Raw genomic sequence first — 22,822 nt, 5'->3', positions numbered from 1 at the left:
CCCCCGGGCCGGTCACCGTCTACAGGGGTGACACTACGCCGCATGTCGGTCGAGCGACATCACGCGTTCTGGGTGGAAACAGCCGGTGAAGCGCGGTGACGCGCTCCTCAGCGCGCGTCGGCGCCGAGCGCCTTCGTGCAGTTCGCGCAGAGGCCGAACACGTCGACGACGTGGGCGGCCCCCGTGAACCCGTGCTCGGCGGCGACCCGCTTGGCCCACGACTCCACCTCGTCGGCGGCGATCTCGACCGTGAGCCCGCAGTTGCGGCAGATCAGGTGGTGGTGGTGGCCGGTCGTGCTGCACGCGCGGTAGAGCGCCTCGCCCTCGGGCGACTGCAGCGAGTCCGCCTCCCCGTTGGCGGCGAGGTCGCCGAGTGCGCGGTAGACCGTGGCGAGGCCGATGGGCGACCCGTTCGCGTGCAGCGAGGAGTGCAGCGCCTGCGCGCTGATGAAGCCCTCGGTCTCGTCGAGCGCCTCGCGAACGGCTTCGCGTTGCCAGGTGTTGCGTTTCATGCGATGCGTGCGTCCTCTGCGGTCTCCACGGGGATGGCGACTCGGTTCAACGGTAGCCCGCGCAGCTTTGAGATTCCCAGCGCGAGCGCGAAGAAGGCGGTCGCCGCGAGCACGATGCTCGGGCCCGCCGCGACGGCGAGCGCCCGCGACGCGAGCACCCCGATGACGCCGGATGCCGCGCCGATGAGCGGCGCCGTCCAGAGGATCGCCCGGTACGTCGGCACGACCATGCGGGCCGCGGCGGCGGGCGCGGCGATGAGCGCGATCGCGAGGATCGCCCCGACGGCCGGCAGCGCGCTCACGACCGTCGCGGCGATGAGCGCGAGCACGAGCAGCTCGATCGGCCACTCGCGGTAGCCGGCGGCGCGGAAGCCCGACGGGTCGAACGTCGAGAACGCGATCTCCTTGCCGAACATGGCGACGAGTGCGACGGCGATGAGGGCCACGGATGCCGCGAGCACGATGTCGGCGTCGGTCACCGTGAGGATCGAGCCCACGAGCAACGACTCCGCCCGCACGGGCAGCCCGGGGACGACCGCCTGCAGGATCGCGCCGATCGCGAACCCGCCGGTGAGCACGATGCCGGCGGCGACCTGCGCGCCCTGCCGCCGCACGCGCGCGATGCCCGCCATCACGGCCACGAGCACCACGGATGCTGCGGCAGCCCCGAGCGGCACGCTCACGCCGAGCGCCGCCGCGGCGACCGCGCCCGGGTACGTGCCGTGGGTCAGGGCCTGCGCGAAGAACGTGCGGCGACGGAGCACGACGAGGGCGCCGACGAACCCGGCGCCCGCGCCGATCACGATCGCCGCGACGAGGGCGCGCTCGAAGTAGCCCATCAGCGCCCCTCCCCCGCGACGACGGCGCGCGCATCGTCGAGCGGCCGCTCGTCGTCCGCTCGAGGCGCGAGCGTCCGCGTCCGCCCGCCCGCCCAGGCGGCGAGCAGCACGAGGGCGTAGCCCAGGACGAAGACGACGACGACGGTGCTGCCGGCCGGCAGGTCGATGCCCCAGCCGACGGACCCCCAGAATCCGACCGCGAGTCCGAACCACGCGCAGAGGCCCGCGAACACCGCCGCCGCCGGGAACAGCAGCCACAGCCGCTGCGTCGCGAGCCGCGCCACCGCGCCCGGCACGATCAGCAGCGCGAGCACGAGGAGCGTGCCGACCGTGCTCGCCGCCGCGACCACCACCAGCGCGACGGCGCCGTTGAGCACGAGGTCGAGCACGAACGCGGAGTTGCCGGCTGCGCGACTGCCGCCCGCGTCGAACGCGCGGAACAGCTGCTGCTTCAGGGTGAGGCCCACTGCGAGGAGCGCGACCGCGCAGACCGCGACGAGCGGCAGCACCTGGTCGGGCGGGATCGTGAGCACGCGGCCGAAGAGGAGCGCCTCGAGCTCGCCCGCGTAGTCGTCGCTGCGCGACACCACGATCACGCCGACGCTGAACGTCGCGGTGAGCACCACCGCGATCGCCGCGTCCGACGTGACGCCGGCCCGATCCAGCCAGGTCAGCACGAGCGCTGCCGCCAGCGCGGCGATCGCGGCGCCCGGGATCAGGCCCGCCGTGCCGCCCACCGCCAGGCCGATGGCGAGGCCGGGGAAGACCGCGTGGGTGAGTCCGTCGCTGATGAACTCGAGGCCGCGCAGGTTGACGAGCACGCCGACCACGCCCGCGACGACGGCGAGCACCAGCATGACGAGCAGCGCCCGCGCCATGAACGGCACCGCGAACGCGCCGAAGAGGGCGTCGAGCAGGCTCATCGACCACTCCCCCGGCCTCGGCGGACGCCCGCCCCGGCAGCTGCAGCGACCGTGCATTCCGCGTGCGGCATCAATGGCCCTCGTGTCCGGGCACGACGAGGGTGTGCTCGTCGATCTCGACCTCGACGCCCTCGAAGCACTCCTGCACGTTGCCCAGGGTCAGCACGTCGTCGACGGGTCCGAATGCGAGTTGCGTGCCGTTCACGAGCACCACGGCGTCGCACACGAGCTTCGCGAGCTCGAGGTCGTGCGTCGAGACGAGCACGGCGACGCCCTGCGCCTTCAGCGCGTGCAGCGTCGCGATGAGCGCATCGCGGTTCGGCTGGTCGAGGCCGTTGAACGGCTCGTCGAGCAGCAGCAGCGCGGGTTCGGAGGCGAGCGCCCGGGCCAGGAGGCCGCGCTGGCGCTGTCCTCCCGACAGTTCGCCGAACCGGCGCTTCGCGAGGTCGGCGAGGCCGACGGTCTCGAGCGCTTGGCGTACTGCCATGCGATCCGCCCGTCGGGGCCAGCGGAGCAGGCCCATGCGGCGGAACCTGCCCTGCATCACGACCTGCTCGAGGCTGATCGGGAAGTCGGGGTCGAGGTCGGCCGACTGGGGCAGGAAGCCGATCATGCCGTTGCGGGCATGCGCATCGCCCTGAGCCTCGCTCGCGGCATCCGACCGGCTCGAGCCGATGACCATGCGGCCGGCCGTCAGCGGCACCAGGCCGAGCACGCCCTTCAACAGGGTCGACTTGCCCGCCCCGTTGGGCCCGATGAGCGCCACCGCCTCGCCCGACGCGATCTCGAGCTCGAGGTCGGCGACCCCGCCCCCGCCCGGATGGGTGAAGGCGGCATGCTCGAGCCGCAGCACGGAGGAGTCGGTCATGCGGTCATCCTCGCAGCAGGGCGGGGAGCGGGGAAGGCGTGACGCCCCACGACTCGAGGATGAGGCTCGCGTTGTGGACCTGGCTGCCGAGGTAGGTCTCACCGGGCGAGCCCGCGACGCCGAGCGAGTCGCCGTAGAGCGCGTCGTCGCCCGAGTAGACGGTCACGCCCGCCTCCGATGCGATCGTCGCGGCGGCCTTCGGCGAGATCGACGCCTCGGAGAACACGGCCTGCACGCCCGTCGCGCGGATCTTCGCGACGAGGTCGTCGATCTCGGCCGCACTCGGCTCGGCGTTGTCGTCGAAGCTCGGGATGACGCTGCCCACGAAGGTGAGGTCGTAGGCGTCGATGAAGTAGGTGAACGCGTCGTGGTTGGTCACGAGCAGGCGCTGCGCCACCGGGACGGTGTCGACGTTCTCCTCGATCCAGTCGTCGAGCGCCTCGAGCTTCGCGAGGTAGGCGTCCTCGTTCGCGGAGACGGCGCCCGCGTCGATGCCCGGCACCGTCTCGAGGCCGTGCGCGATGGTGTGCACCATGTGCTCGGCGAGCTCGGGGTCGGTCCAGATGTGCGGGTTGCCGTCGCCGTGGTCGTGGCCCGCATGGTCGTCGGATGCCGCGTGGTCGTCGTCGTGCGCGTCGTCGTCGCTGGACGCAGCGTGGTCGTCTTCCGCGACATCCGCGTCGTCGCCGTGGTCGTGGTCGTCGGTGCCGTAGAGCTCGATGCCGGTGCTCGCGTCGATGAGCACGCCGTCGAAGCCCGAGGCGCTGACGGCGTCGTCGAGCCAGCCCTCGAGGCCCGCGCCGTTGACCACGAGCGCGTCGGCGTCGGCGAGCGCGAGCAGCTGCGCGGCCGAGGGGTCGAAGCTGTGTGCGCTCTGCGCCGGCGCCAGCAGCTGGGTGACCTCGGCCGTGTCGCCGACGAGCTCGCGGGTGAAGTCGCCGACCTGCGTGGTCGTGGCGACGATCGACGGGCCCCGCTCCCCCGCTGCGCCGGATGCCCCGGGGCTCGCGCACGACGCGAGCACGAGCACGCCCGCCGCCAGCACGGCACCCGTCGCGACGGCGGTGACGGCGCGGCGACGCGAAGCGGGCTGGCGTGAGGTCATGGTACGACGGTAACTGTTATTGATAATGATTGTCAAAACCATCTGGCGCCGCGGCTTCGACGGGCGCGTGGCCGGCGACACCCGGCACAACACCGCTGCCGGCAGCGTCATTCCGCGTCATCGTTCACGGCACGGTTGTGGAGCGTTTCGCCGACTGTCGCACCGGCATGCGAGCATGAAGCACGTGGACCTGACGACGACGCCCCTCACGTTGCACCCGTTCACCGTCGCCGACGCCGAGCGCGTGCTGTCCGGCGAGGTCGACCCGCACGACGGGTGGGAGGGCGGCTACGCCTTCACCGACGAGCCCGAACTCCTCAGCGAGTACGTTCGCGCGGTGCGCGAGACCGGTGACCCCGCGCCCTTCGGTCCGTACCTCGTGCGGCGCGAGCGCGACGGCCTGGCCATCGGGGGAGTCAACCTCTTCGGGCCGCCCGACGCCGACGGCGTGGTGGAGTTCGCCTTCGGGCTCGTGCCCGCCGTGCGCGGCCAGGGGCTCGCGGTCGACACCGTGCTCGAGGTGCTCGAGCTCGCCCGATCGGCGGGTGCCGCCGCGGTGCGTGCCGAGGCCGAGATCGGCAACCTGCCCGCGCGCCGCGCGCTCGAGCGGGCCGGGCTGGTCGAGGCCGAGCGCATCGACGACGCGATAACCTACCAGGCCCGCCTCTGACGAGCGGCGCTCGGCGCCTCACTCCAGGAGGAGCGCCGGCTCCTCGATGATCGACGCCACGTCGGCGAGGAACCGGCTCGCGACGTCGCCGTCGACGACCCGGTGGTCGAACGACGCGCCGATCGTGGTGACGTAGCGCGGGCGCACCTCGCCGTCGACGACCCACGGCTTCTGCTTGATCGTGCCGAGCGCCACGATGGCGACCTCGCCGGGATTGAGGATGGGCGTGCCCGTGTCCATCCCGAAGACGCCGATGTTCGTCACCGTGATCGTGCCGCCCTGCATCTCGGCCGGCTGGGTCTTGCCCTCGCGCGCCGTCAGCGTGAGCTGCTCGAGCGCCGTCGCCAGCTCGACCATCGTCATGCCCTGCGCCTCCTTGACGTTCGGCACGAGCAGGCCGCGCGGGGTCGCTGCGGCGACACCGAGGTTGACGAAGTGCTTGATGATGATCTCGTCGTCGGTCCACTGAGCGTTGACCGTCGGGTTGCGGCGCACGGCCCAGATCATGGCCTTCGCCATGATGAGCAGCGGCGAGACCCGAACGCCCGCGTAGTCGGGAGAGGCCTTGAGGCGCTTGACGTATTCCATCGTGCGCGACGCGTCGACGTCGACGAAGACGCTCACATGCGGCGCGGAGTATGCGCTCTGCACCATGGCGTTCGCGATGGCCTTGCGCACGCCCTTCACCGGCACGCGGGTCTCGCGGTCGATGGGGAGCTCGGGCGTCTGGATGTTGCGGAACACGCTGACCTGGCTCGCATCGCGGATCACGTCGTCGCGCGTGATCTCGCCCATCGCGCCGGTCGGCGCGACGCGGGAGAGGTCGACGCCGAGGTCCTTCGCGAGCTTGCGGATCGGGGGCTTCGCGATCACGGGCACGCGCGGCTCGGGGCGCACGGGACTGGTCGCGGCCGCGGTCGCCGCCTCATCGCCGGCAGCGGCGGGAGCGGGCGCGGGGGTCTCGGCCTCGGTGCGCGCCGCGAGGCGCTCGTGGGCGCCACCGGGGATCGGGTGCCGCTTGCGCCGCGTCGGCGCGGGGCCCGACGAGCCGTGGCCGACGAGGACGGCTCCGCCGCCCTCCGACGCCGCAGGCGCGTGCGACGCGACGGTGCCCGACGGGGGAGCGGGCACGGCCGGCGCCGTCGGCGCGGTGGGCGCCGCGGCCGCCGGCGCGGGCGCCGCGGCATCCGCGTCGGGTGCATCGGTCTGGATCACGAGGATCGGGGTGCCGACGTCGACCGTGCGGCCCTCGTCGACGAGCAGCTCGGAGACGACGCCCTCGAACGCGCTCGGCAGCTCGACGAGCGACTTCGCCGTCTCGATCTCGACGAAGACCTGGTCGAGGACGATGCGGTCGCCGGGCGCGACGCGCCACTGCACGATCTCGGCCTCGGTGAGTCCCTCACCGACATCGGGCAACGGGAATCGGATCTCGCTCATCTCACGCCTCTCTCGGGTCGCGGCCGGAGCCGCGGGTCAGTACGCCAGGGCGCGGTCGACGGCCTCGAGCACCCGGTCGGGGCTCGGCAGGAACTCGGACTCGAGCGCGGCGGGCGGGAACGGCGTGTCGAAGGCCGACACGCGCAGCACCGGGGCCTCGAGCGAGTAGAACGCCCGCTCGGCGACCGTGGCGGCGATCTCGGAGCCGATGCTCACGAAGCCGTACGCCTCCTGCGCGACGACCAGCCGGCCGGTGCGCTGCACCGAGTCGAGCAGCGGGCCGTAGTCGATGGGGGAGAGCGAGCGCAGGTCGACGACCTCGATGCTGGTGCCCTCGCCGGCGGCGATGTCGGCGGCCTGCAGCAGCGTCGAGATCATCGCGCCGTGACCGACGACGGTGATGTCGCTGCCCTGGCGGATGACGCGGCTCGAGTGCAGCGGCATGCCCGAGTGGTCGAGGTCGACCGGTCCCTTCGGCCAGTACCGGCTCTTCGGCTCGAAGAACAGCACGGGGTCGTTCGAGGCGATGGCCTCCTGGATCATCCAGTACGCGTCGTGCGGGCTCGAGGGGCTGACCACGCGCAGGCCCGGGGTGTGCGCGAAGTACGCCTCTGGGCTCTCCTGGTGGTGCTCGATCGAGCCGATGTGGCCGCCGTAGGGCACGCGGATGACGACGGGCATCGAGATCGAGCCGTCGTGGCGCACGGTCTGGCGCGCGAGCTGGGTCGTGATCTGGTCGAAGGCGGGGAAGATGAACCCGTCGAACTGGATCTCGCAGACCGGGCGGTACCCGCGCATCGCGAGGCCGATCGCGGTGCCGACGATGCCCGACTCGGCGAGCGGCGTGTCGAGCACCCGCTTGTCGCCGAACTCGGCCTGGAGGCCCTCGGTCACGCGGAACACGCCACCGAGCGGGCCGATGTCCTCGCCCATCAGCAGCACCTTGTCATCGCCGCGCAGCGCCTCGCGCAGGCCCGCCGTGATGGCCTTGGCCATCGAGAGGGTCTGGATGCCGCGCATGCCGCTCTCGGCATGTTCGTCCTGCGACGTCTCGACGTCGTCGGTTCGGGGCGCGGGCTCGGCGGGGGCCACGACGGTCTGCTGCTCGATCGCGTCGGCCACGGCGCGCTCCTCCTCGGTGCGTGCGCTCATGCCGCGCCTCCTTCGAAGCCCGACTCGTAGGACTCCAGCCAGGCCAGTTCCTCGTCCATCAGCGGATGCGGCTCGCTGTAGACGTGGGCGAAGATCTTCTCGCGCGTGGGCGCGGGCAGGTCGAGCGCGCGACGCCGCACGTCGGCGGCGACATCCGCCGCCTCGCCGTCGACCTCGTCGAAGAACGCGGCGGATGCCCCGCGGCCCTCGAGCCACGCGCGGTACCGCGTGATCGGGTCGCGCTCGGCCCAGTACGCCACCTCGGCGTCGGTGCGGTACTTCGTCGGGTCGTCGGCCGTGGTGTGCGCGCCCATGCGATAGGTCTCGGCCTCGATCAGGCTCGGTCCCTCCCCGGCGCGTGCCTCCTCGAGCGACTGGCGCGTGACCGCGTAGCTGACGAGCACGTCGTTGCCGTCGATGCGCACGCCCGGCATGCCGAAGCCGCCGCCGCGCAGCGAGAGCGGGCTGCGCGACTGGCGCGAGACGGGCACCGAGATCGCCCACTGGTTGTTCTGCACGAAGAACACCTGCGGCGTCTGGTAGCTCGATGCGAACACGAGCGCCTCGCTGGCGTCGCCCTGCGAGGTCGACCCGTCGCCGTAGTAGACGAGCACGGCGGTGTCGGCCTCGGGGTCGCCGGTGCCGGAGAGCCCGTCGAACTGCACGCCCATGGCATAACCGGTGGCGTGCAGCGTCTGCGACGCGAGCACGAGCGTGTACAGGTGGAAGTTGCCGTTCTCGGCGGGGTTCCAGCCGCCGAGGGTCGCGCCGCGCAGCAGCGACAGGATGTTCACGGGATCGAGCCCGCGGATCATGCCGACGATGTGCTCGCGGTACGAGGGGAAGATGTGGTCCTGCGCGCGGGCCGCGTGCGCCGAGCCGACCTGCGCGGCCTCCTGCCCGTGGCTCGGCACCCAGAGGGCGAGCTGGCCCTGGCGCTGCAGGTTCGCACCCGCGACGTCGAGGCGACGCGAGACCACCATGTCACGGTAGAACCGCTCGAGCACGTCGTCGGAAAGCGCCTCGACGAGGGGCAGGTAGGGCTCCGCCTCAGGGGTGGGACGGAGTTCTCCGGTGGGGGTCAGGAGCTGGACCGTCGGCGCGGTGAAGGCTCTCTCGCGGGCTGCCACCGTTCCACGCTACCCGCTAGGCCGGGTGCCCTTCTTGTGAGGCCGGTACAAGCTCACCCAGAATCCGGAGGAGGGTTTCGACAGACTCGGGCTCGCCGACCGAGATGCGAATGCCCTCGGGCGGGAACGCCCGCGTGACGAGTCCTGCGTCGAAGAGCCGCTCGGCGACCTCGACCGTGCGGTCGCCCGTGGGCAGCCACACGAAGTTGCCGTGCGCCTCGGGGACCGGCCAGCCCTGCTCGAGCAGGGCCGCACGCAGTGCCTCGCGGCGGCCCGCGATCGTCTCGACGCGGGCAAGCAGCTCCCGCTCGGCCTCGGGCTCGAGCGAGGCCAACGCCGCTGCGGCCGACGCCGCCGTCACGCTCAGCGGGATCGCGGTCGATCGTGCGGCGTCGAGGATGTACGCGGGGCCGATCGCGTAGCCGACGCGCAGGCCCGCCAGCCCGTACGCCTTCGAGAAGGTGCGGAGGATCACGAGGTTGGGGTACCTGCCGAGCAGGGTGCTCCCGTCGACGGATGCCCCGGGCCCGGTCGGCTCGGTGCGCACGAACTCGATGTACGCCTCGTCGAGCAGCACGAGCATGTCGGCGGGCACCCGGGCCATGAAGGCCTCGAACTCGTCGGCGGTGACGATGACGCCCGTCGGGTTGTTGGGGGAGCAGACGATCGCGACCCGGGTGCGCTCGGTGACGGCGTCGGCCATCGCATTGAGGTCGTGCCCGTGGTCGCCTCGGTTCGACACCTGTATGCTCGTCGCGCCCGAGACCGTGACGAGCCCGGGGTACGCCTCGAACGATCGCCAGGCGTACACGACCTCGTCGCCGGGGCCGGCGGCGGCGGCGATGAACTGCGCGAGCAGCGACACCGATCCGGCGCCCACGATCACCTCGTCCGTCGAGACGCCGAACCGCTCGGCGAGCTTCTCGCGCAGGGCGAGCGCGGTCGCGTCGGGGTAGCGGTTGACCTCGTTCGCGGTGGCGGCCACGGCCTCGGCGACGCCGGGCAGCGGCGGGAACGGGTTCTCGTTGCTCGACAGCTTGTAGCCGTCGGCCGGCGCCGGGCGGCCCTGTCGGTACGCGGGGAGGGCGGCGATCTCGGGGCGGAGGCGCACGCCGGCGGGGGTTGGCTCCGTTGCGGTCACGCGTTCCACCGTACCCCTTCGATCGCAGGGCGCCGTCTGCCAGAGTGGGACCCATGCGGTTCATCGTCAAGGTCATCGTCGTCGCCTTCGCGCTCTGGTTGACCACCTTCATCGTCACGGGAATCCGGGTGGTGCCGTACGAGGACACGACCCTCGCCACGGTGCTCACGTACCTGCTCATCGCGCTCATCTTCGGCCTCGTGAACGCCTTCGTCGGCACGTTCGTGAGGATCGTCGCATTTCCCCTGTACGTGCTCACGCTGGGCCTCATCTCCTTCATCGTGAACGGCCTGCTGCTGCTCCTCGTCGCATGGATCAGCAGCCTGATGGGATTCGGGCTCGTCATCGACGGGTTCTGGTGGGGCGTGCTCGGCGCCCTGGTGCTCGGCCTCATCAGCTGGCTGATCGGGCTCATCGTGCGCCCGTCGCGGGACTGACCTCGCGGGTCGCGACCCAGTCGCTGCGCAGGCCGGTGCCGCCGCCGGTGACCTCGTCGACGAGCGCACGCCACTCGACCAGCCGCGGCTCGTCGGAGTCGTCGACGAGGGCGGCGGTCTGCCGGTAGCGGGCGAGCTCGTGCGCCGGGACCGCCGCCGCGTACTCGCGGTCGGGCTCGAGCACGCTGCGGGCCACCGTGACGCGATCGGGTGACGGATGCCCCGCGCCGCCCGTCGCGGGGACGAGGTCCTCCTCGTGCTCGACGGAGAGCACGCACACGCCCTCGCGGGTCGGCGCGGAGGCGACCGGCCCGCCGAGGTTCAACGCGCCGACCGCTCCGAGCTCGGGATCGGCGGCGAGCTTCGCGGCGATGATGCCGCCACCGGAGTAGCCCACCGCGAGGAGCGGTTCGCCCGGCTGCGCACCCGCCTCGGTGAGCGCTTCGCGCACCGCACGCTCGCCCGCCGCCGAGTCGGCACCCGTGAACCGCAGGCGGTCGAGCTTCGCGTCGTCGGCGACGCCGTGCGTGTTGCTCGTCATGTCGGCGGTCTCGGCGCCGGCGATGAGCCCGAAGTCCGCGGTGCCGCCGACGTAGACGATCCAGCGCGGATCGGCCGCGGTGCCGTATCGCTCGATCCGGATCTGCGGCGCATCGTCGCCCGAGGGTACCCGCTCGGCGAGGTCGCGCACGCCGGCGGGCGCAGCCACGACCTCGCCGAGGTGCGATGCCGCCTGGGCCGGATGCCCAGCGGGTGCCCCATCCACGCCGGCTCGATCGGCAGCGGATCCGCGCGCGCCGGCCTCGACGCGCGTCACACGCACGGGGCCATCGACGAGCACCTTGCTGCCCACGACGCCGAGCAAGCCGGTGGCCGCGAGCACGATCGACGCGCTCTCGGGCGCACCGATCACCGCCCCGAGTCCGCCGGGCACGGGCAGGTGGAACGCGGCCGAGAACGCCTCGTCGGCGTGGTCGGCGGCCAGGCGCACGAGTCGCACGAACCCGGGATCGGAGAGGAGGTCGCGGTGCTCGTCGAGCCACGCGGCGAGGGGCGACGGCCCCCAGCCGAGCGCGCTCCAGATCGCCGACCCCGCCCACTGGCCGCCGGCGGCGAGCACGCCGCCGAGCAGGAGCGCCGGCGCATGAAGCCCGAGCCAGGGCGCCGCCACCGCCGCGCCGAGCTGCCAGAGTCCGTCGACGAGCCGTTCGGTGACGCCGTACCGTTCCGCCGACTCGAGCAGCGACGAGTGCATCGTCAGCGCCAGGTCGCGGGACTCCTCGAGGCGGACGCACCCGACGCCGGCGTGCCACGCCGGCGTAGCGGCATCGACCACTGCGATCGGATCGTCGACGTCGAGCAGGTCGAGTCCACGCCGCAGCACGCCCGCGCGAGCCAGCCAGCCGTCGACGATCGGGACCACCGCGCCCAGGGAAGCGGCCGCGACGAAGAGCTCGTCGACCGCGACGGCGAACGTTCCGCCGCCGGACACGACCAGCCCGCCCGCGCCCTCGTCGCCCGGACTCGAGAACGCGCTCACCGGAACCCTGCCGCGGCCTCCGCCTGGGCGTCGAGCTGCTGCTCCAGCCGCCGGATGCGCACCTCGAGCGCGGCTTCGGCCTCGGCGAGCGCGCCCGCCGCTCCCGCGAGGAGTACCCGCAACTCGTCGAGCCGTGCCGCGTATGCGTCGGCCGCGCCGGATCTCCATGTGCGCGCCGGCTCGGGGAGCAGGCCCGGCCAGGCGCTCCGCACCTCGTCGAGCAGCGAGCGGAGCATGAGGAGGTGCCGGCGCGCGCCCTCGACCTGATCGGCGGTGACGGCGCGACCGGTGAGCGCGGCGAGGAGCAGGTCGTCGTCCATGGCGTCAGCGTCCCAGTGGCGCAGGCCGCCCCACGCCGTCGGCGCGGCATCCGTGCGCACCTCGAGAGCTCGGCGGCCTGTGGAGGACGAGCCGACCGCGGGCGAGCGCAACCGACCCGGCTCAGTCGAGCTGCACCTGCTCGAGCACGTACGACGCCACCCGTCCGAAGTCGCCCGACGGGCCGGTCCGGTCGACGACCGCGCTCGCGATCACCAACGCCCAGCCGCGGGCGCGGTCCCACGTCGCTTCGTCGACGCCGCGCCGCGCCTCGAGCTCGGCGCGGAACACCCGTCGAGCGCGGGCGTCGAACGTGAGCCACGCGGTCGCGAGGTCGGTCGCCGGATCGCCCGCCGTGATGTCGCCGAAGTCCACCACCGCGACGAGCGCCGCCGACGGCGCGAGCAGCAGGTTGTGCGGGTGCAGGTCGCCGTGCAGCCACACGGGCGGGCCCGACCAGGCGGATGCCGCGAGCGCCCGATCCCACACGCGGGCGAGTCCTGCGGCATCCGGGATCCGTCCCCGGGCCAGCCGGGCCCGCACGTCCACGTCGCGGTGCGCGAGCGGGACGCCGCGATACGGATTGGCCGGGGCATCCGCCGGCGCCGGGATCGCGCCGAGCTCCGCGACGAACGCGGCCAACCCGTTCACCGCGACCCCGCGCGTCTCGGCGTCGAACGCGAGCCCGCTGGCCCCGTCGAACCACGGCACGATGCTCCACGGCACGTCGTAGCCGAGCTCGGGAGCGGGCCGTCCGTTCCGGACGGGCGCGGGCACGGCGACCGGCAGGAGCGGCGCGAGCCCGGGCAGCCAGCGTTGCTCGTTCCACATGAGCCCGACCGCCTCGCGGCGCCGCGGCATCCGCACCGCCAGCCGTTGGCCGAGGCGGAACATCGCGTTGTCCCAGCCGTTCGCGACGAGGCGCACCTCGCCGGAGAGGTCGGGGTGCTGGGTCGCTACGAGCCGTGCCGCGAGCGCCTCGTCGACGTGCAAGTCGGGCGCCGGGGCATCCGTCATGCCGACCCCCTTCTCGCACCGACGACCCGGCGTGACGCGGGCCCCAACTGCCACTGTGCTGCACTGCTGATCTCGTCCACAATGGGAGGCATGACGCGAGCGGAGCCCGCGGGGGACGCCGCGCAGCCCTTCCGAGTGTCCTTCGTGTGCACCGGCAACATCTGCCGCTCGCCGATGGCCGAGGTCGTGCTGCGCTCCCTCGCCGAACGCGCGGGGCTCGGCGACCGCATCACCATCGAGTCGGCCGCGACGGGGGACTGGCACGTCGGCGAGCAGGCCGACCAGCGCACCATCGACGCCCTCGAGCGCCGCGGCTACGACGGCACCCATCACCGCGCGCGGCAGTTCGACGCGGCGGACTTCCCGGCGCTCGACCTCGTGGTCGCGTTCGACCGCGGGCAGGCCCGCATCCTGCGCAACCAGGCGCCCTCGTCGGTCGACCTCGACAAGGTGCGGCTGCTCCTCGAATTCGACCCCGAGCTCGCGCCGCTGCAGGACGTGCCCGACCCCTATTACTCCGACGATGCGACCTTCGATCGGGTTCTTGGGATGATAGAGCGGTCGACGTCGGCGCTCTTCCGGCAACTCGCCCCCGCTCTCAGACAAGGAAACCGATGACTCCGCTGCCTCCCCAGCCGCTCAGCCCGCTCGACGGACGGTACCGCGCCGCCGTCGAAGCGCTCGGCGAGTACCTGTCGGAGGCGGGCCTCAACCGCGCCCGCGTGCAGGTGGAGGTCGAGTGGCTCATCGCGCAGACCGACCGCAGGTTCTTCGGCTCGTCGCCGCTGTCGGCCGAGCAGCAGGCGCAGCTGCGCTCGATCGTGACGGAGTTCGGGCAGGCCGACATCGACGAGCTCGCCACGCTCGAGGCGACCACGCGCCACGACGTGAAGGCCGTCGAGTACTACGTTCGCCGCCGGCTCGAGCTGCTCGGCCTCGACGACATCGCCGAGCTCACGCACTTCGCCTGCACGAGCGAGGACATCAACAACCTCTCGTACGCGATCACCGTGCGCGACGCGGTCGAGCGCGTCTGGCTCCCGAAGTACCGGGGCGTCATCGACGCACTGAGTGCCCTGTCGGTCGAACTGCGGGATGCCGCGATGCTCTCGCGCACGCACGGGCAGCCCGCGACGCCCACCACCATGGGCAAGGAGCTCGCGGTCTTCGCCTACCGCCTCGAGCGCATCGCCCGCCAGGTCGAGGCGACCGAGTACCTCGGCAAGTTCTCGGGCGCGACCGGCACGTTCTCGGCGCACGTGGTCGCGGCGCCGGATGTCGCGTGGCCCGACGTGTCGCGCGAGTTCGTCGAATCGCTCGGGCTCACCTGGAACCCGCTCACGACCCAGATCGAGTCGCACGACTGGCAGGCGGAACTCTACGGCAAGGTCTCGCATGCGAACCGGGTGCTGCACAACCTCGCGACCGACATCTGGACCTACATCTCGCTCGGCTACTTCCGGCAGATCCCGGCGGCCGGAGCGACGGGCTCGTCGACCATGCCGCACAAGGTGAACCCGATCCGGTTCGAGAACGCCGAGGCCAACCTCGAGCTCTCGAGCGCCGTGCTCGACTCGCTCGCGGCGACGCTCGTCACGAGCCGCCTCCAGCGCGACCTCACGGACTCGAGCGCGCAGCGCAACATCGGCGTCGGCTTCGGCCACTCGATGCTCGCCCTCGACAACATCGAGCGAGGCCTCGGCGAGATCGACCTCGACCGCAACCTGTTGCTGGCCGACCTCGACGTGAACTGGGAGGTGCTCGGCGAGGCGATCCAGACGGTCATCCGCGCCGAGGTGGTCGCCGGCCGATCGACCATCGCCGATCCGTACGCGCTGCTCAAGGACCTCACCCGCGGCAAGCGCGTCGGCGCGGCTGACCTCGCCGCGTTCATCGAGGGCCTCGAGATCGGCGACGACGCGAGGCGCCGCCTGCTCGCGCTCACGCCCGCGACGTACACGGGCATCGCGTCGGGGCTCGTCGACCGGCTCTAGGGATCGGCGGGCGACGAGCACCCCGCCACGCTGCGTCTCCGGCGCCCGCTCTGCGCCACTTCCGCTCGCTCCGCGCCACCCGTCCTGGCGCGGACGGCGCCGAATTGGCGCGAAGCGACCACGTCCGGTGCCGTCGGATGCCGCGTCCGGCGTCCGCTCTTCCGGCGGGCGATGATCCGCGGGAGGATGTGGGGATGGTGACCGTCGAACGGTCGCATTCCCGGCGCACCGGACGGCGCGTGCTGGCATGGTCGGCCATCGGCCTCACCGCCCTCTGCGCGGCCGGGTACGCGGCCCAGCGCGCAGCGGCGACACGTGACGCACGTCGATTCCCGCCTCCCGGCCGCCTCGTCGACCTCGGCAGCGTCCGCCTGCATCTCGACGTCCATGGCGAGGGCCGGGGAGGGCCGACGGTGGTGCTCGAAGCCGGGCTCGGGTCGTTCTCGCCGAACTGGCACTGGGTCCAGCTGGCGTTGGCCGACCACATGCGGGTCGTCGCGTACGATCGCGCCGGACTCGGCTGGAGCGACCCGAGCCCGGCGCCCCGCGACGGGGCCACGATGGCCGTGGAGCTGCACGGAGCGCTCCGCACCGCCGGGATCGACGGCCCGTTCGTGCTGGCCGGGCACTCCTTCGGAGGCTTGGTCGTGCGCTCATTCGCCGAGCTCTACCCGCACGAGACGGCCGGCCTCGTGCTCGTCGACGCGTCGCATCCCGACCAGTGGGCGCGTTGGCCGGTGCCGCAGGCGCATCGACTTCAGGTCGTCTCGCTGACCGTGTCGGCCGCGCTGGCGCGGTTCGGGCTGTTCCGCATCGTCGATGCGTTCGGCGCCGTCTCCGACGGGCTGCCCGAGCGGCAGGTCGCGGAACTGAACGCGGGCTTCATGCGGCCCTCGACCTCGGCGACCGAGGCGGCGGAGATGCGGGAGTGGGAGGCGACCACTCGACCGTTCCTCCACCGCGCCGCTCCGCTCGGCGACCTGCCCCTTGCCGTCCTCGGAGTCGGCGTCCAGCCCATGGGCGCCGAGACACTCACCGCCCTGCAGGAGGAGCTGCCCGGACTCTCGACGAACTCCGCGCGTCGCGTCGTCGCGGACGCGACGCATGAGGCGCTCATCTCCCACCGCGACCACGCCGACGCCGTCGCGGCGGCGATCCTCGCGGTGGTCGACGCGACGGGCGGCGCGCGCGTGGATGACGCGTGGACGGCGCGCGCGGGCTGAGCTCCCGGTCATGGAACGGGCCTGCTCGTGGCAGCCGCCCTCGGCCGGGTCGGGCATGCGCATCGCCCCCGGGTGCAATTCAGGTACGCGCTCGGCGCGTCGCCGCGACACGCCGGAGGCCGACCGCGCGACACACCTCCCGACCTGAATTGCGCACACGAACGAGGTCGGTGCGCGGGGGTCGGCCGCGGCATCCGTGCGCGCCGTAGCGACGCAGCGGCGCCCCTCAGTGCCCGGGCGGCGGAGCCTGCGGCCCGTCGAGGCCCGGGCCGCCGTCGGCGTCGCCCGGCTCGCGAGGCCCGTCGCGCCCCTCGTGCCGGTGCGCCTCGTCGTCGCGCAGCTCGGCCGACTCCGACGCGTCGGGCTTGACGGCCAGCGCGAACAACGCGAGCGCGACGAGCACGACGATGAAGACGCCGCCGGTCGCGATGAGCGCCAGCGTGAGGTCGCGGGTGACCACGAGCGTGATCACGCCCGTGAAGATCGCCGCTATGGCGGAGCCGCCCACGTACTCGACGGGGCGCAGCACGTCTCGCCGGCTGGGCTTGTAGTCGCCGGGACCCTGGGTCACGAGTGCTGCTCCGATCCGGATGCCGCAGCGCCCGGCGCCGCAGCCCACTTCAACGAGAACCCCCCGATGACGAGGTAGACGCCGAGGATCACGAAGTACGCGCCGAGCAGGCCGACCGCCGTGACGGAGTCGGGCGGCAGCAGCAGGAACACGACCGCGGCCACGGCCGTGAACGCGCCGGCGGCGATCCAGTCGCGCGCCGCCGACGTGCGGCCGCGGGCGCGCAGCCCCGCGTAGAGCTCGACGAAGCCGGTGACGGCCGCCCACACGCTCACGAGGTAGAGCAGGTAGGGGAGGCCGCCGGGGATCGTGACGGCGAGCAGGCCGGCCGCGGTGGTCGCCACGGCGTTCACGAGGAACAGCGAGCGGATGCCGCGGTCCTCGACGAGGCGCAGCGACAGCGCGCCGACGACGAGTCCGGACACGATCGCCCAAGCGCCGAACACGACGAGGCCGAGCTCGGGCGCGTGGTTCTGCGAGAACGTGATCACGGCCGCCGGCACGAGTGCGAGGAGTCCGCGCACGACCGGGACGACCCAGTACTGGGTGCGCTCCGGGGCGGCATCGCGGGCGGTGGCCACGGCGACCTCTTTCACATCGGAGGGGGGTACCGACCCATCCTACGTGGGCTCCCCGGCCGTCCCGAATCGGGCGGATTCCCGTCGCGAACGGCCCCTTCGTCGGGGCCGCTCAGCTGTCGTTGCGATCGACGAGCGCGCGCCCGAGCCGCAGGAGCTCCGCGCGGAGCGACGCGGGCTCCTCGACCTCGACGTACTCCGCCCAGCCGGCAAGCCCCCGGGCGAGCAGCTGATCGGTGGGTGCCGTGATCCGTACCCGCGAACGCATCGCGTCGACGGATGCCTCGTGCACCGCGCGCTGGCCGAACTGCGTGTGCAGCAGCGGCACGATCCCGCTGTCGACGATGACCGTCGCCGACGCGGCCGCCCGCTGCTCCTCGACCTCCGCCGTCACGCGCTCCCAGAGCTCGGCCAGGTCGAGGTCGTCGGGTCGCTCGGCCGGCTCGTCGGTCACGGTTGCCTCGAGCATCCGATCGACGCGGTAGGTGCGCTCGGCTCCGTCGACCGCGCCGAGGAGGTACCAGCGGTCGCGCTTGCGCACGAGCCCCCACGGGTCGACGAGTCGATCGACGGGATCGTGGTTCCACGCGACGTAGCGCACCCGCACGCGTCGCCGCTGCACCACCGCCGCCTCGAGCACGGGCAGGAGCTCGGGCCGCTCGCCGGCGTCGCGCCCCCACTCGCCCGGGTCGATGACGACCGCGTCGGCGGCGGCCGCGGCATCCGTTCGGAAGCTCTCGGGCAGCGCCCGCACGAGCTTGCGCAGCGCGGCCTTGGCATCGGGGTCGACGGATGCCGCGGGCCCCACGAGCAGGAACAGTGCACGCGCCTCGGGCGCCGTGAGCCCCGAGAGGTCGGTGCGGGCGCCGCCGAGCAACTGCCAACCTCCGCCGCGGCCGGCCTGCGGGTAGACGGGGATGCCCGCCGCCGACAGCGCCTCGAGGTCGCGGCGGGCCGTCGCGACCGAGACCTCGAGCTCCTCGGCGAGCTGCGCGGCGGTCACGCGGCCGCGCGCCTGCAGCGTGAGCAGGGTGGCCACGAGGCGGTCGGCGCGCATGTTCCGATTCTCCTCGCAAAAGTAGTCAGAGGGTGAGCACTTCTGTGTTCGAAACTGGGATCACCAGCACGAAGACCGCGACACCGGATGATCCGGTCACACGAGAGGAACCGCAGATGCTCAGGGGATTCGCCACCGTCAGCTACTACGCCGCCGACCTCGAGGCTGCTGCCGCCTGGTACGCCGAGGTACTCGGCATCGAGCCGTACTACCGTCGCCCGGGCTACACCGAGTTCCGCGTCGGCGACACCGGCGACGAGCTCGGGCTCATCGACGCGCAATACCGGCCGCAGGGTCCGGCCGAGCCGGGTGGCGAGGTCGTGTTCTGGCACGTCGACGACCCCACCGGATCCTATGAGCGCCTGCTCGCGCTCGGGGCGACGCCGTACCAGCCGCCGATCGAGCGCGGCCCGGGCTTCGTGACCGCGGTCGTCGTCGACCCGTTCGGCAACCTGCTCGGCGTCATGTACAACCAGCATTACCTCGACGTGCTCGCGACCCGCGCGGTCGCCGCCCCGGTCGTCGAGTAGCGGTCCCGCCCGGTTACAGCGCCTTCACCGCCGTGAGCACCTTCGCGAGCGAGTCCTTCGCGTCGCCGAACAGCAGCGTGGTCTGCGGTTCGTAGAGCAGTTCGTTCTCGATGCCCGCGAAGCCCGGCCGCATGGACCGCTTGAGGAACACCACCTGGCGCGCGTCCTCGACCTCGAGGATCGGCATGCCGTAGATGGGCGAGCCGGGCGTGGACTTCGCCGCGGGGTTCACGACGTCGTTCGCCCCGACGACGAGCGCGACATCCGCCTGCTTGAACTCGCCGTTGACCTCGCTCATCTCCTTCAGCGACTCGTACGGCACGTTCGCCTCGGCGAGCAGCACGTTCATGTGGCCGGGCATGCGGCCGGCCACCGGGTGGATCGCGAACACCACCTCGGTGCCGCGCGCCTCGAGCGCGGCCTGCAGCTCGGCCACCGTGTGCTGGCCCTGCGCCACCGCGAGGCCGTAGCCCGGCACGATGATCACGCGCTGGGCGTAGCCGAGCAGCACCGCGACGTCCTCGGCGCTCGACGAGCGCACCGGGCGGTCGGAGACGTCGGTCGACCCCGCCGTCGAGCCGCCGCGGAACGCCCCGAACAGGATGCCGGAGACGCTGCGGCCCATGGCCGACGCCATCGCGCGGGTCAGGATCGTTCCGGAAGCGCCGACCAGCGTGCCCGCCACGACGAGCAGCACGTTGCCGAGCACGAGGCCCGACGCCGCGACCGCGAGTCCGGTGAAGGCGTTGAGCAGCGAGATCACGATCGGCACGTCGGCGCCGCCCACCGGCAGCACGAGCAGCACGCCCGTGACGAGGCCGAGCACGAGCAGCACGACGGCGAGCCAGCCTGCGCCGGTGGCGATGATGAACCCGGATGCCACGATCGCCGCCAGGAGCGCAAGGCCCATGAGCACCGGCAGCCCGGCGAACACGACCGGCCGCGTGGTCATGAGCTCCTGCAGCTTCGCGAAGGTGACGAGCGACCCCGAGAAGGAGATCGCGCCCACGAGCAGCGTGAACACGATCGCGAGGCGCACCCACGGGTCATCCGTGTGGGGCAGCTCGAGGAGCGCCACGAGCGCCGCCGCACCGCCGCCGACGCCGTTGAAGAGCGCGACGAGCTGGGGCATCTGCGTCATCTGCACGCGACGCGCGACCGGCGCCGCGATCGCCGCGCCCACGGCGATGGCCGCGAGGATCCATGGGATGTTGTCGAGCTTCGTCGAGAGGAACACCGTGATCACGGCCACGAGCGCACCGGCCGCGCCGATGAGGTTGCCGCGGCGCGCGGTCTTCGGCGAGCTCAGCCCCTTCAGGGCGAGGATGAAGCAGACAGCGGCGACGAGGTAGAGGATGGCGGTCCAGGTGGGGGAGAGGATCGTCATCGACCGGACTCCTTCGGGTCGGTGGAGGCGGGTGCAACGGTGCCGCGTGCTCGCTTCGACGAGCTCAGCGAGCGCCTGGTCCCTGAGCCCGTCGAAGGACGGCCGCGGAACATCTCGAGCATGCGGTCGGTGACGACGAAGCCGCCGACGAGGTTGGCGGTCGCGAGCACGACGGCGACGAGGGCGAGCGCGAGCGTCCAGCCGTCGGCTGCTTGGCCGGCGACGATGATCGCGCCGACGAGGATGATGCCGTGGATCGCGTTCGCGCCCGACATCAGCGGGGTATGCAGTGTGCTCGAGACCTTCGAGACCACCTCGAAGCCCACGAACACCGCGAGCACGGTGATGGTGAGCAGTGCGACGCCGTCCATCAGCGGGCTCCTTCCTGTGCGTCCGGTGCGTCGGCGTCCGGTGCGTCGGCGGCCAGCGTCTCAGCGGTCGCCGGATGCCGCACCTCGCCGTCTCGGGTGAGGCACGCGTCCATCACCACCACGTCGCCGAAGTCGGGCTCGACCGAGCCGTCGTGCGTCATGAGCGCGAGCAGGTTGGCGACGTTCTTCGCGTAGAGGCGGGAGGCGTCGGCGGGCATCGTCGACGCGGCATCCTTCATGCCGACGACCGTGATCGTCCCGGTGCCGTCGGCCGTCGGCACCGCGACATCCGATCCGGCCACCGAGCCCTCGACGTTGCCGCCCGACTCGGCCGCGAGGTCGACGACCACCGAGCCGGGGCGCATCGCCCGCACCATGTCGGCCGTGACGAGCAGCGGCGCCGGGCGTCCCGGGATCGCGGCGGTCGTGATGAGCACGTCGGCCTCGGCGATGTGCGGTGCGAGCAGTTGGCGCTGGCGGGCGGCGCGGTCGGCGCCGAGCTCCTTCGCGTAGCCGCCGCTCGCGTCGGCGGCGTCGAGGTCGAGGTTGATGAACGTGCCGCCGAGCGACTGCACCTCATCGGCGGATGCCGCGCGCACGTCGTTCGCCGAGACGCGGGCGCCGAGGCGCTTCGCCGTGCCGATCGCCTGCAGGCCGGCGACGCCCGCGCCGAGCACGAGCACCCGGGCCGGCGGGATCGTGCCCGCGGCCGTCATGTACAGGGGGAAGAATCGCGGCAGGCGCATCGCGGCCTCGAGCACGCAGCGGTAGCCGGCGACGAGCGCCTGGCTCGTGAGCGCGTCCATCGACTGCGCCCGGGAGATGCGCGGCACGAGCTCGAGCGCGAAGGACGTGACGCCGGCGTCGGCGAGCGCGCGCACCGTCGGCAGCTCGCTCGACGGGGAGGCGAGGCCGATCGTGATGGCGCCGCGGCGCAGCCGGGCGGGCGTCGCGGGGTCGAGCGGGCGCACGTGCAGCAGCACGTCGAGGTCGCCGAGCTCGAGCACCTCCTCGACGGTCGCGCCGGCCTCTTCGTAGGCCGAGTCGGCGTGCCCGGATGCCTCGCCGGCGCCGTGCTCGACGAGCACCTCCAGTCCCAGGCCGACCAGCTGGCGCACGGTCTCGGGCGTGGCGGCGACCCGGCGTTCGCCCGCTCGTCGCTCTCTCGCGATGCCGACCCTCACGGGCTCTCCTCTCACACGGGAGTGCAGCGGAGCCGGGCGTGGGGAGACCCATGCGGCGGCACTGCTGCACGTGTCGTCCACAGTACGTGCCGACGCGGCATCCGAGCCATGGTTCGCCCGTTTCAGGGGCGAAAGTTCGCAGGATCTTTCACGCTGCGGAACTGCCGGCGTCGACGGATGCCACGGCGACGCCCTCTGCCCGACGGAACGGGATCGAGCTCGCGAGGCACAGCACCACCAGGCACGATACGGCGAGGATCGCGACCCACGCGCCGCGGGGCTGGTCGAGCGCCAGGCGAAGTCCGCCGATGGCCGGGACGGTCGCGACGATCCCGCCGATCACCGCGAGCGCGAGGATGCCGCACGTGATGCGACCCCAGAGGGCGCCCCGGCCCGACACCGCGAACCCGCCGGCGATGGCCGCCAGGGCGACCGCGACTGCACCGCCGCCGAGGCCCTGTGTGAAGAGCGCGACGAGTGCACCCGGCATCGTCATCGGCAGCACGGCCAACGTCAGCGGTGCGAGGGCGAGCCAGCGCCAGTGCCGACGCCCGCCGGTGCGCCGGAAGTACTCGGCGAGGCCCAGCAGCGCGCCGGTGATCGCGCCCGCGCCGATGATCGCCACGAACGTGCCGTACCAGTCGACCCGTGAGGCGCCGCCGACGATCTCCGACATGTAGGCCCGGAACCCGGCGCCCCAGGCGACGCCGCACACCGCGCCGACCAGCACGAACGCGGTCGCCGCCGGCTTCGTCTTCTTCGATGTCGTGCCACGCGTCGGCTCGACCTGCTCGACGACCATGTCGGCACCTCCGTCCGTCGTGCCGTTGCGGCG

The 22,822-nt window shown here is 72.7% G+C and carries 25 protein-coding genes; 6 read left to right on the top strand and 19 right to left on the bottom strand.

Annotated elements, in window-relative coordinates; all coding sequences use genetic code 11:
- Positions 1-107 precede the first annotated feature (107 nt).
- The 5 genes from ACWGO8_RS08165 to ACWGO8_RS08145 form a co-directional block, all read right to left on the bottom strand.
- Positions 108-512, bottom strand: a complete 405-nt coding sequence (locus ACWGO8_RS08165) for a Fur family transcriptional regulator (protein ID WP_376952971.1) — start codon at positions 510-512, stop codon at positions 108-110.
- Positions 509-1,351, bottom strand: a complete 843-nt coding sequence (locus ACWGO8_RS08160) for a metal ABC transporter permease (RefSeq protein WP_452042577.1) — start codon at positions 1,349-1,351, stop codon at positions 509-511. Before ACWGO8_RS08160 ends, ACWGO8_RS08165 begins: the two co-directional genes overlap by 4 nt.
- Complete coding sequence (locus ACWGO8_RS08155) at positions 1,351-2,274, bottom strand: metal ABC transporter permease (protein ID WP_452042576.1); 924 nt, start codon at positions 2,272-2,274, stop codon at positions 1,351-1,353. The genes ACWGO8_RS08160 and ACWGO8_RS08155 overlap by 1 nt, the downstream gene beginning before the upstream one ends.
- Before the next feature lie 70 nt (positions 2,275-2,344).
- Entirely contained in the window at positions 2,345-3,142 is a 798-nt protein-coding gene (locus ACWGO8_RS08150; RefSeq protein WP_452042575.1) for a metal ABC transporter ATP-binding protein, read from the bottom strand.
- A 4-nt stretch (positions 3,143-3,146) separates the two neighbouring features.
- Entirely contained in the window at positions 3,147-4,247 is a 1,101-nt protein-coding gene (locus ACWGO8_RS08145; RefSeq protein WP_452042574.1) for a metal ABC transporter substrate-binding protein, read from the bottom strand.
- Between the two features lie 184 nt (positions 4,248-4,431).
- On the opposite strand from ACWGO8_RS08145, the gene ACWGO8_RS08140 reads away from it, so the two are divergent.
- Positions 4,432-4,917: a GNAT family N-acetyltransferase gene (locus ACWGO8_RS08140; protein ID WP_452042573.1), complete on the top strand. Its 486-nt coding sequence runs from the start codon at positions 4,432-4,434 to the stop codon at positions 4,915-4,917.
- Between the two features lie 18 nt (positions 4,918-4,935).
- Here ACWGO8_RS08140 and ACWGO8_RS08135 read toward each other — a convergent pair whose 3' ends face one another.
- The 4 genes from ACWGO8_RS08135 to ACWGO8_RS08120 form a co-directional block, all read right to left on the bottom strand.
- Complete coding sequence (locus ACWGO8_RS08135; protein WP_452042572.1) at positions 4,936-6,357, bottom strand: dihydrolipoamide acetyltransferase family protein; 1,422 nt, start codon at positions 6,355-6,357, stop codon at positions 4,936-4,938.
- Between the two features lie 36 nt (positions 6,358-6,393).
- On the bottom strand, positions 6,394-7,377 hold the full coding sequence (locus ACWGO8_RS08130; RefSeq protein ID WP_452043535.1) for an alpha-ketoacid dehydrogenase subunit beta: 984 nt from the start codon (positions 7,375-7,377) through the stop codon (positions 6,394-6,396).
- A gap of 128 nt (positions 7,378-7,505) precedes the next feature.
- Positions 7,506-8,639 (bottom strand): thiamine pyrophosphate-dependent dehydrogenase E1 component subunit alpha, encoded by a 1,134-nt coding sequence (locus ACWGO8_RS08125; RefSeq protein WP_452042571.1) that lies wholly within the window; start codon positions 8,637-8,639, stop codon positions 7,506-7,508.
- A gap of 16 nt (positions 8,640-8,655) precedes the next feature.
- Positions 8,656-9,780: a histidinol-phosphate transaminase gene (locus ACWGO8_RS08120; protein WP_452042570.1), complete on the bottom strand. Its 1,125-nt coding sequence runs from the start codon at positions 9,778-9,780 to the stop codon at positions 8,656-8,658.
- Positions 9,781-9,833: 53 nt separating this feature from the next.
- On the opposite strand from ACWGO8_RS08120, the gene ACWGO8_RS08115 reads away from it, so the two are divergent.
- On the top strand, positions 9,834-10,217 hold the full coding sequence (locus ACWGO8_RS08115) for a phage holin family protein (RefSeq protein ID WP_376952962.1): 384 nt from the start codon (positions 9,834-9,836) through the stop codon (positions 10,215-10,217).
- On the opposite strand, the gene ACWGO8_RS08110 is transcribed toward ACWGO8_RS08115, so the two are convergent.
- The 3 genes from ACWGO8_RS08110 to ACWGO8_RS08100 all read right to left on the bottom strand — a co-directional run bounded on the left by ACWGO8_RS08110 (position 10,192) and on the right by ACWGO8_RS08100 (position 13,092).
- Entirely contained in the window at positions 10,192-11,757 is a 1,566-nt protein-coding gene (locus ACWGO8_RS08110) for a hypothetical protein (protein ID WP_452042569.1), read from the bottom strand. The genes ACWGO8_RS08115 and ACWGO8_RS08110 overlap by 26 nt on opposite strands.
- On the bottom strand, positions 11,754-12,077 hold the full coding sequence (locus ACWGO8_RS08105) for a hypothetical protein (RefSeq protein WP_452042568.1): 324 nt from the start codon (positions 12,075-12,077) through the stop codon (positions 11,754-11,756). Before ACWGO8_RS08105 ends, ACWGO8_RS08110 begins: the two co-directional genes overlap by 4 nt.
- A 121-nt stretch (positions 12,078-12,198) precedes the next feature.
- Positions 12,199-13,092 (bottom strand): aminoglycoside phosphotransferase family protein, encoded by an 894-nt coding sequence (locus tag ACWGO8_RS08100; protein WP_452042567.1) that lies wholly within the window; start codon positions 13,090-13,092, stop codon positions 12,199-12,201.
- 90 nt (positions 13,093-13,182) lie between these two features.
- On the opposite strand from ACWGO8_RS08100, the gene ACWGO8_RS08095 reads away from it, so the two are divergent.
- The 3 genes from ACWGO8_RS08095 (at position 13,183) to ACWGO8_RS08085 (ending at position 16,309) form a co-directional block, all read left to right on the top strand.
- Complete coding sequence (locus ACWGO8_RS08095; RefSeq protein ID WP_452042566.1) at positions 13,183-13,710, top strand: low molecular weight protein-tyrosine-phosphatase; 528 nt, start codon at positions 13,183-13,185, stop codon at positions 13,708-13,710.
- A complete protein-coding gene (gene purB, locus ACWGO8_RS08090; RefSeq protein ID WP_452042565.1) occupies positions 13,707-15,086 on the top strand; it encodes an adenylosuccinate lyase in 1,380 nt (459 codons plus the stop codon). Before ACWGO8_RS08095 ends, purB begins: the two co-directional genes overlap by 4 nt.
- A 194-nt stretch (positions 15,087-15,280) precedes the next feature.
- A complete protein-coding gene (locus ACWGO8_RS08085) occupies positions 15,281-16,309 on the top strand; it encodes an alpha/beta hydrolase (RefSeq protein WP_452042564.1) in 1,029 nt (342 codons plus the stop codon).
- A gap of 226 nt (positions 16,310-16,535) precedes the next feature.
- Here ACWGO8_RS08085 and ACWGO8_RS08080 read toward each other — a convergent pair whose 3' ends face one another.
- From ACWGO8_RS08080 to ACWGO8_RS08070, 3 genes are all read right to left on the bottom strand, one after another.
- On the bottom strand, positions 16,536-16,880 hold the full coding sequence (locus ACWGO8_RS08080) for a hypothetical protein (protein WP_452042563.1): 345 nt from the start codon (positions 16,878-16,880) through the stop codon (positions 16,536-16,538).
- Positions 16,877-17,461, bottom strand: coding sequence for a DUF308 domain-containing protein (locus ACWGO8_RS08075; protein ID WP_452042562.1), 585 nt, complete (start codon positions 17,459-17,461; stop codon positions 16,877-16,879). The genes ACWGO8_RS08080 and ACWGO8_RS08075 overlap by 4 nt, the downstream gene beginning before the upstream one ends.
- 109 nt (positions 17,462-17,570) lie before the next feature.
- Positions 17,571-18,515, bottom strand: a complete 945-nt coding sequence (locus ACWGO8_RS08070) for a helix-turn-helix transcriptional regulator (protein ID WP_452042561.1) — start codon at positions 18,513-18,515, stop codon at positions 17,571-17,573.
- 116 nt (positions 18,516-18,631) lie between these two features.
- Between ACWGO8_RS08070 and ACWGO8_RS08065 the strand changes: the two genes are divergently transcribed.
- Positions 18,632-19,045 carry a VOC family protein gene (locus ACWGO8_RS08065; RefSeq protein ID WP_452042560.1) on the top strand — a complete coding sequence of 138 codons (414 nt, stop codon included), beginning with the start codon at positions 18,632-18,634 and terminating at the stop codon, positions 19,043-19,045.
- Positions 19,046-19,058: 13 nt separating this feature from the next.
- Here the strand turns inward: ACWGO8_RS08065 and ACWGO8_RS08060 are convergent, their stop codons facing one another.
- The 4 genes from ACWGO8_RS08060 to ACWGO8_RS08045 form a co-directional block, all read right to left on the bottom strand.
- On the bottom strand, positions 19,059-20,432 hold the full coding sequence (locus ACWGO8_RS08060) for an NAD(P)(+) transhydrogenase (Re/Si-specific) subunit beta (RefSeq protein WP_452042559.1): 1,374 nt from the start codon (positions 20,430-20,432) through the stop codon (positions 19,059-19,061).
- The gene (locus tag ACWGO8_RS08055) at positions 20,429-20,803 is read right to left on the bottom strand and encodes an NAD(P) transhydrogenase subunit alpha (RefSeq protein WP_452042558.1); all 375 of its coding nucleotides are present in this window, start codon (positions 20,801-20,803) and stop codon (positions 20,429-20,431) included. The genes ACWGO8_RS08060 and ACWGO8_RS08055 overlap by 4 nt, the downstream gene beginning before the upstream one ends.
- Positions 20,803-21,987, bottom strand: a complete 1,185-nt coding sequence (locus tag ACWGO8_RS08050; protein ID WP_452042557.1) for a Re/Si-specific NAD(P)(+) transhydrogenase subunit alpha — start codon at positions 21,985-21,987, stop codon at positions 20,803-20,805. Before ACWGO8_RS08050 ends, ACWGO8_RS08055 begins: the two co-directional genes overlap by 1 nt.
- Before the next feature lie 148 nt (positions 21,988-22,135).
- Positions 22,136-22,789, bottom strand: a complete 654-nt coding sequence (locus ACWGO8_RS08045) for a hypothetical protein (RefSeq protein ID WP_452042556.1) — start codon at positions 22,787-22,789, stop codon at positions 22,136-22,138.
- Between the last annotated feature and the right edge of the window lie 33 nt (positions 22,790-22,822).

This window comes from Agromyces sp. NPDC055661 (assembly GCF_053618135.1).
This window is presented reverse-complemented; position numbering and strand designations above follow the sequence as displayed.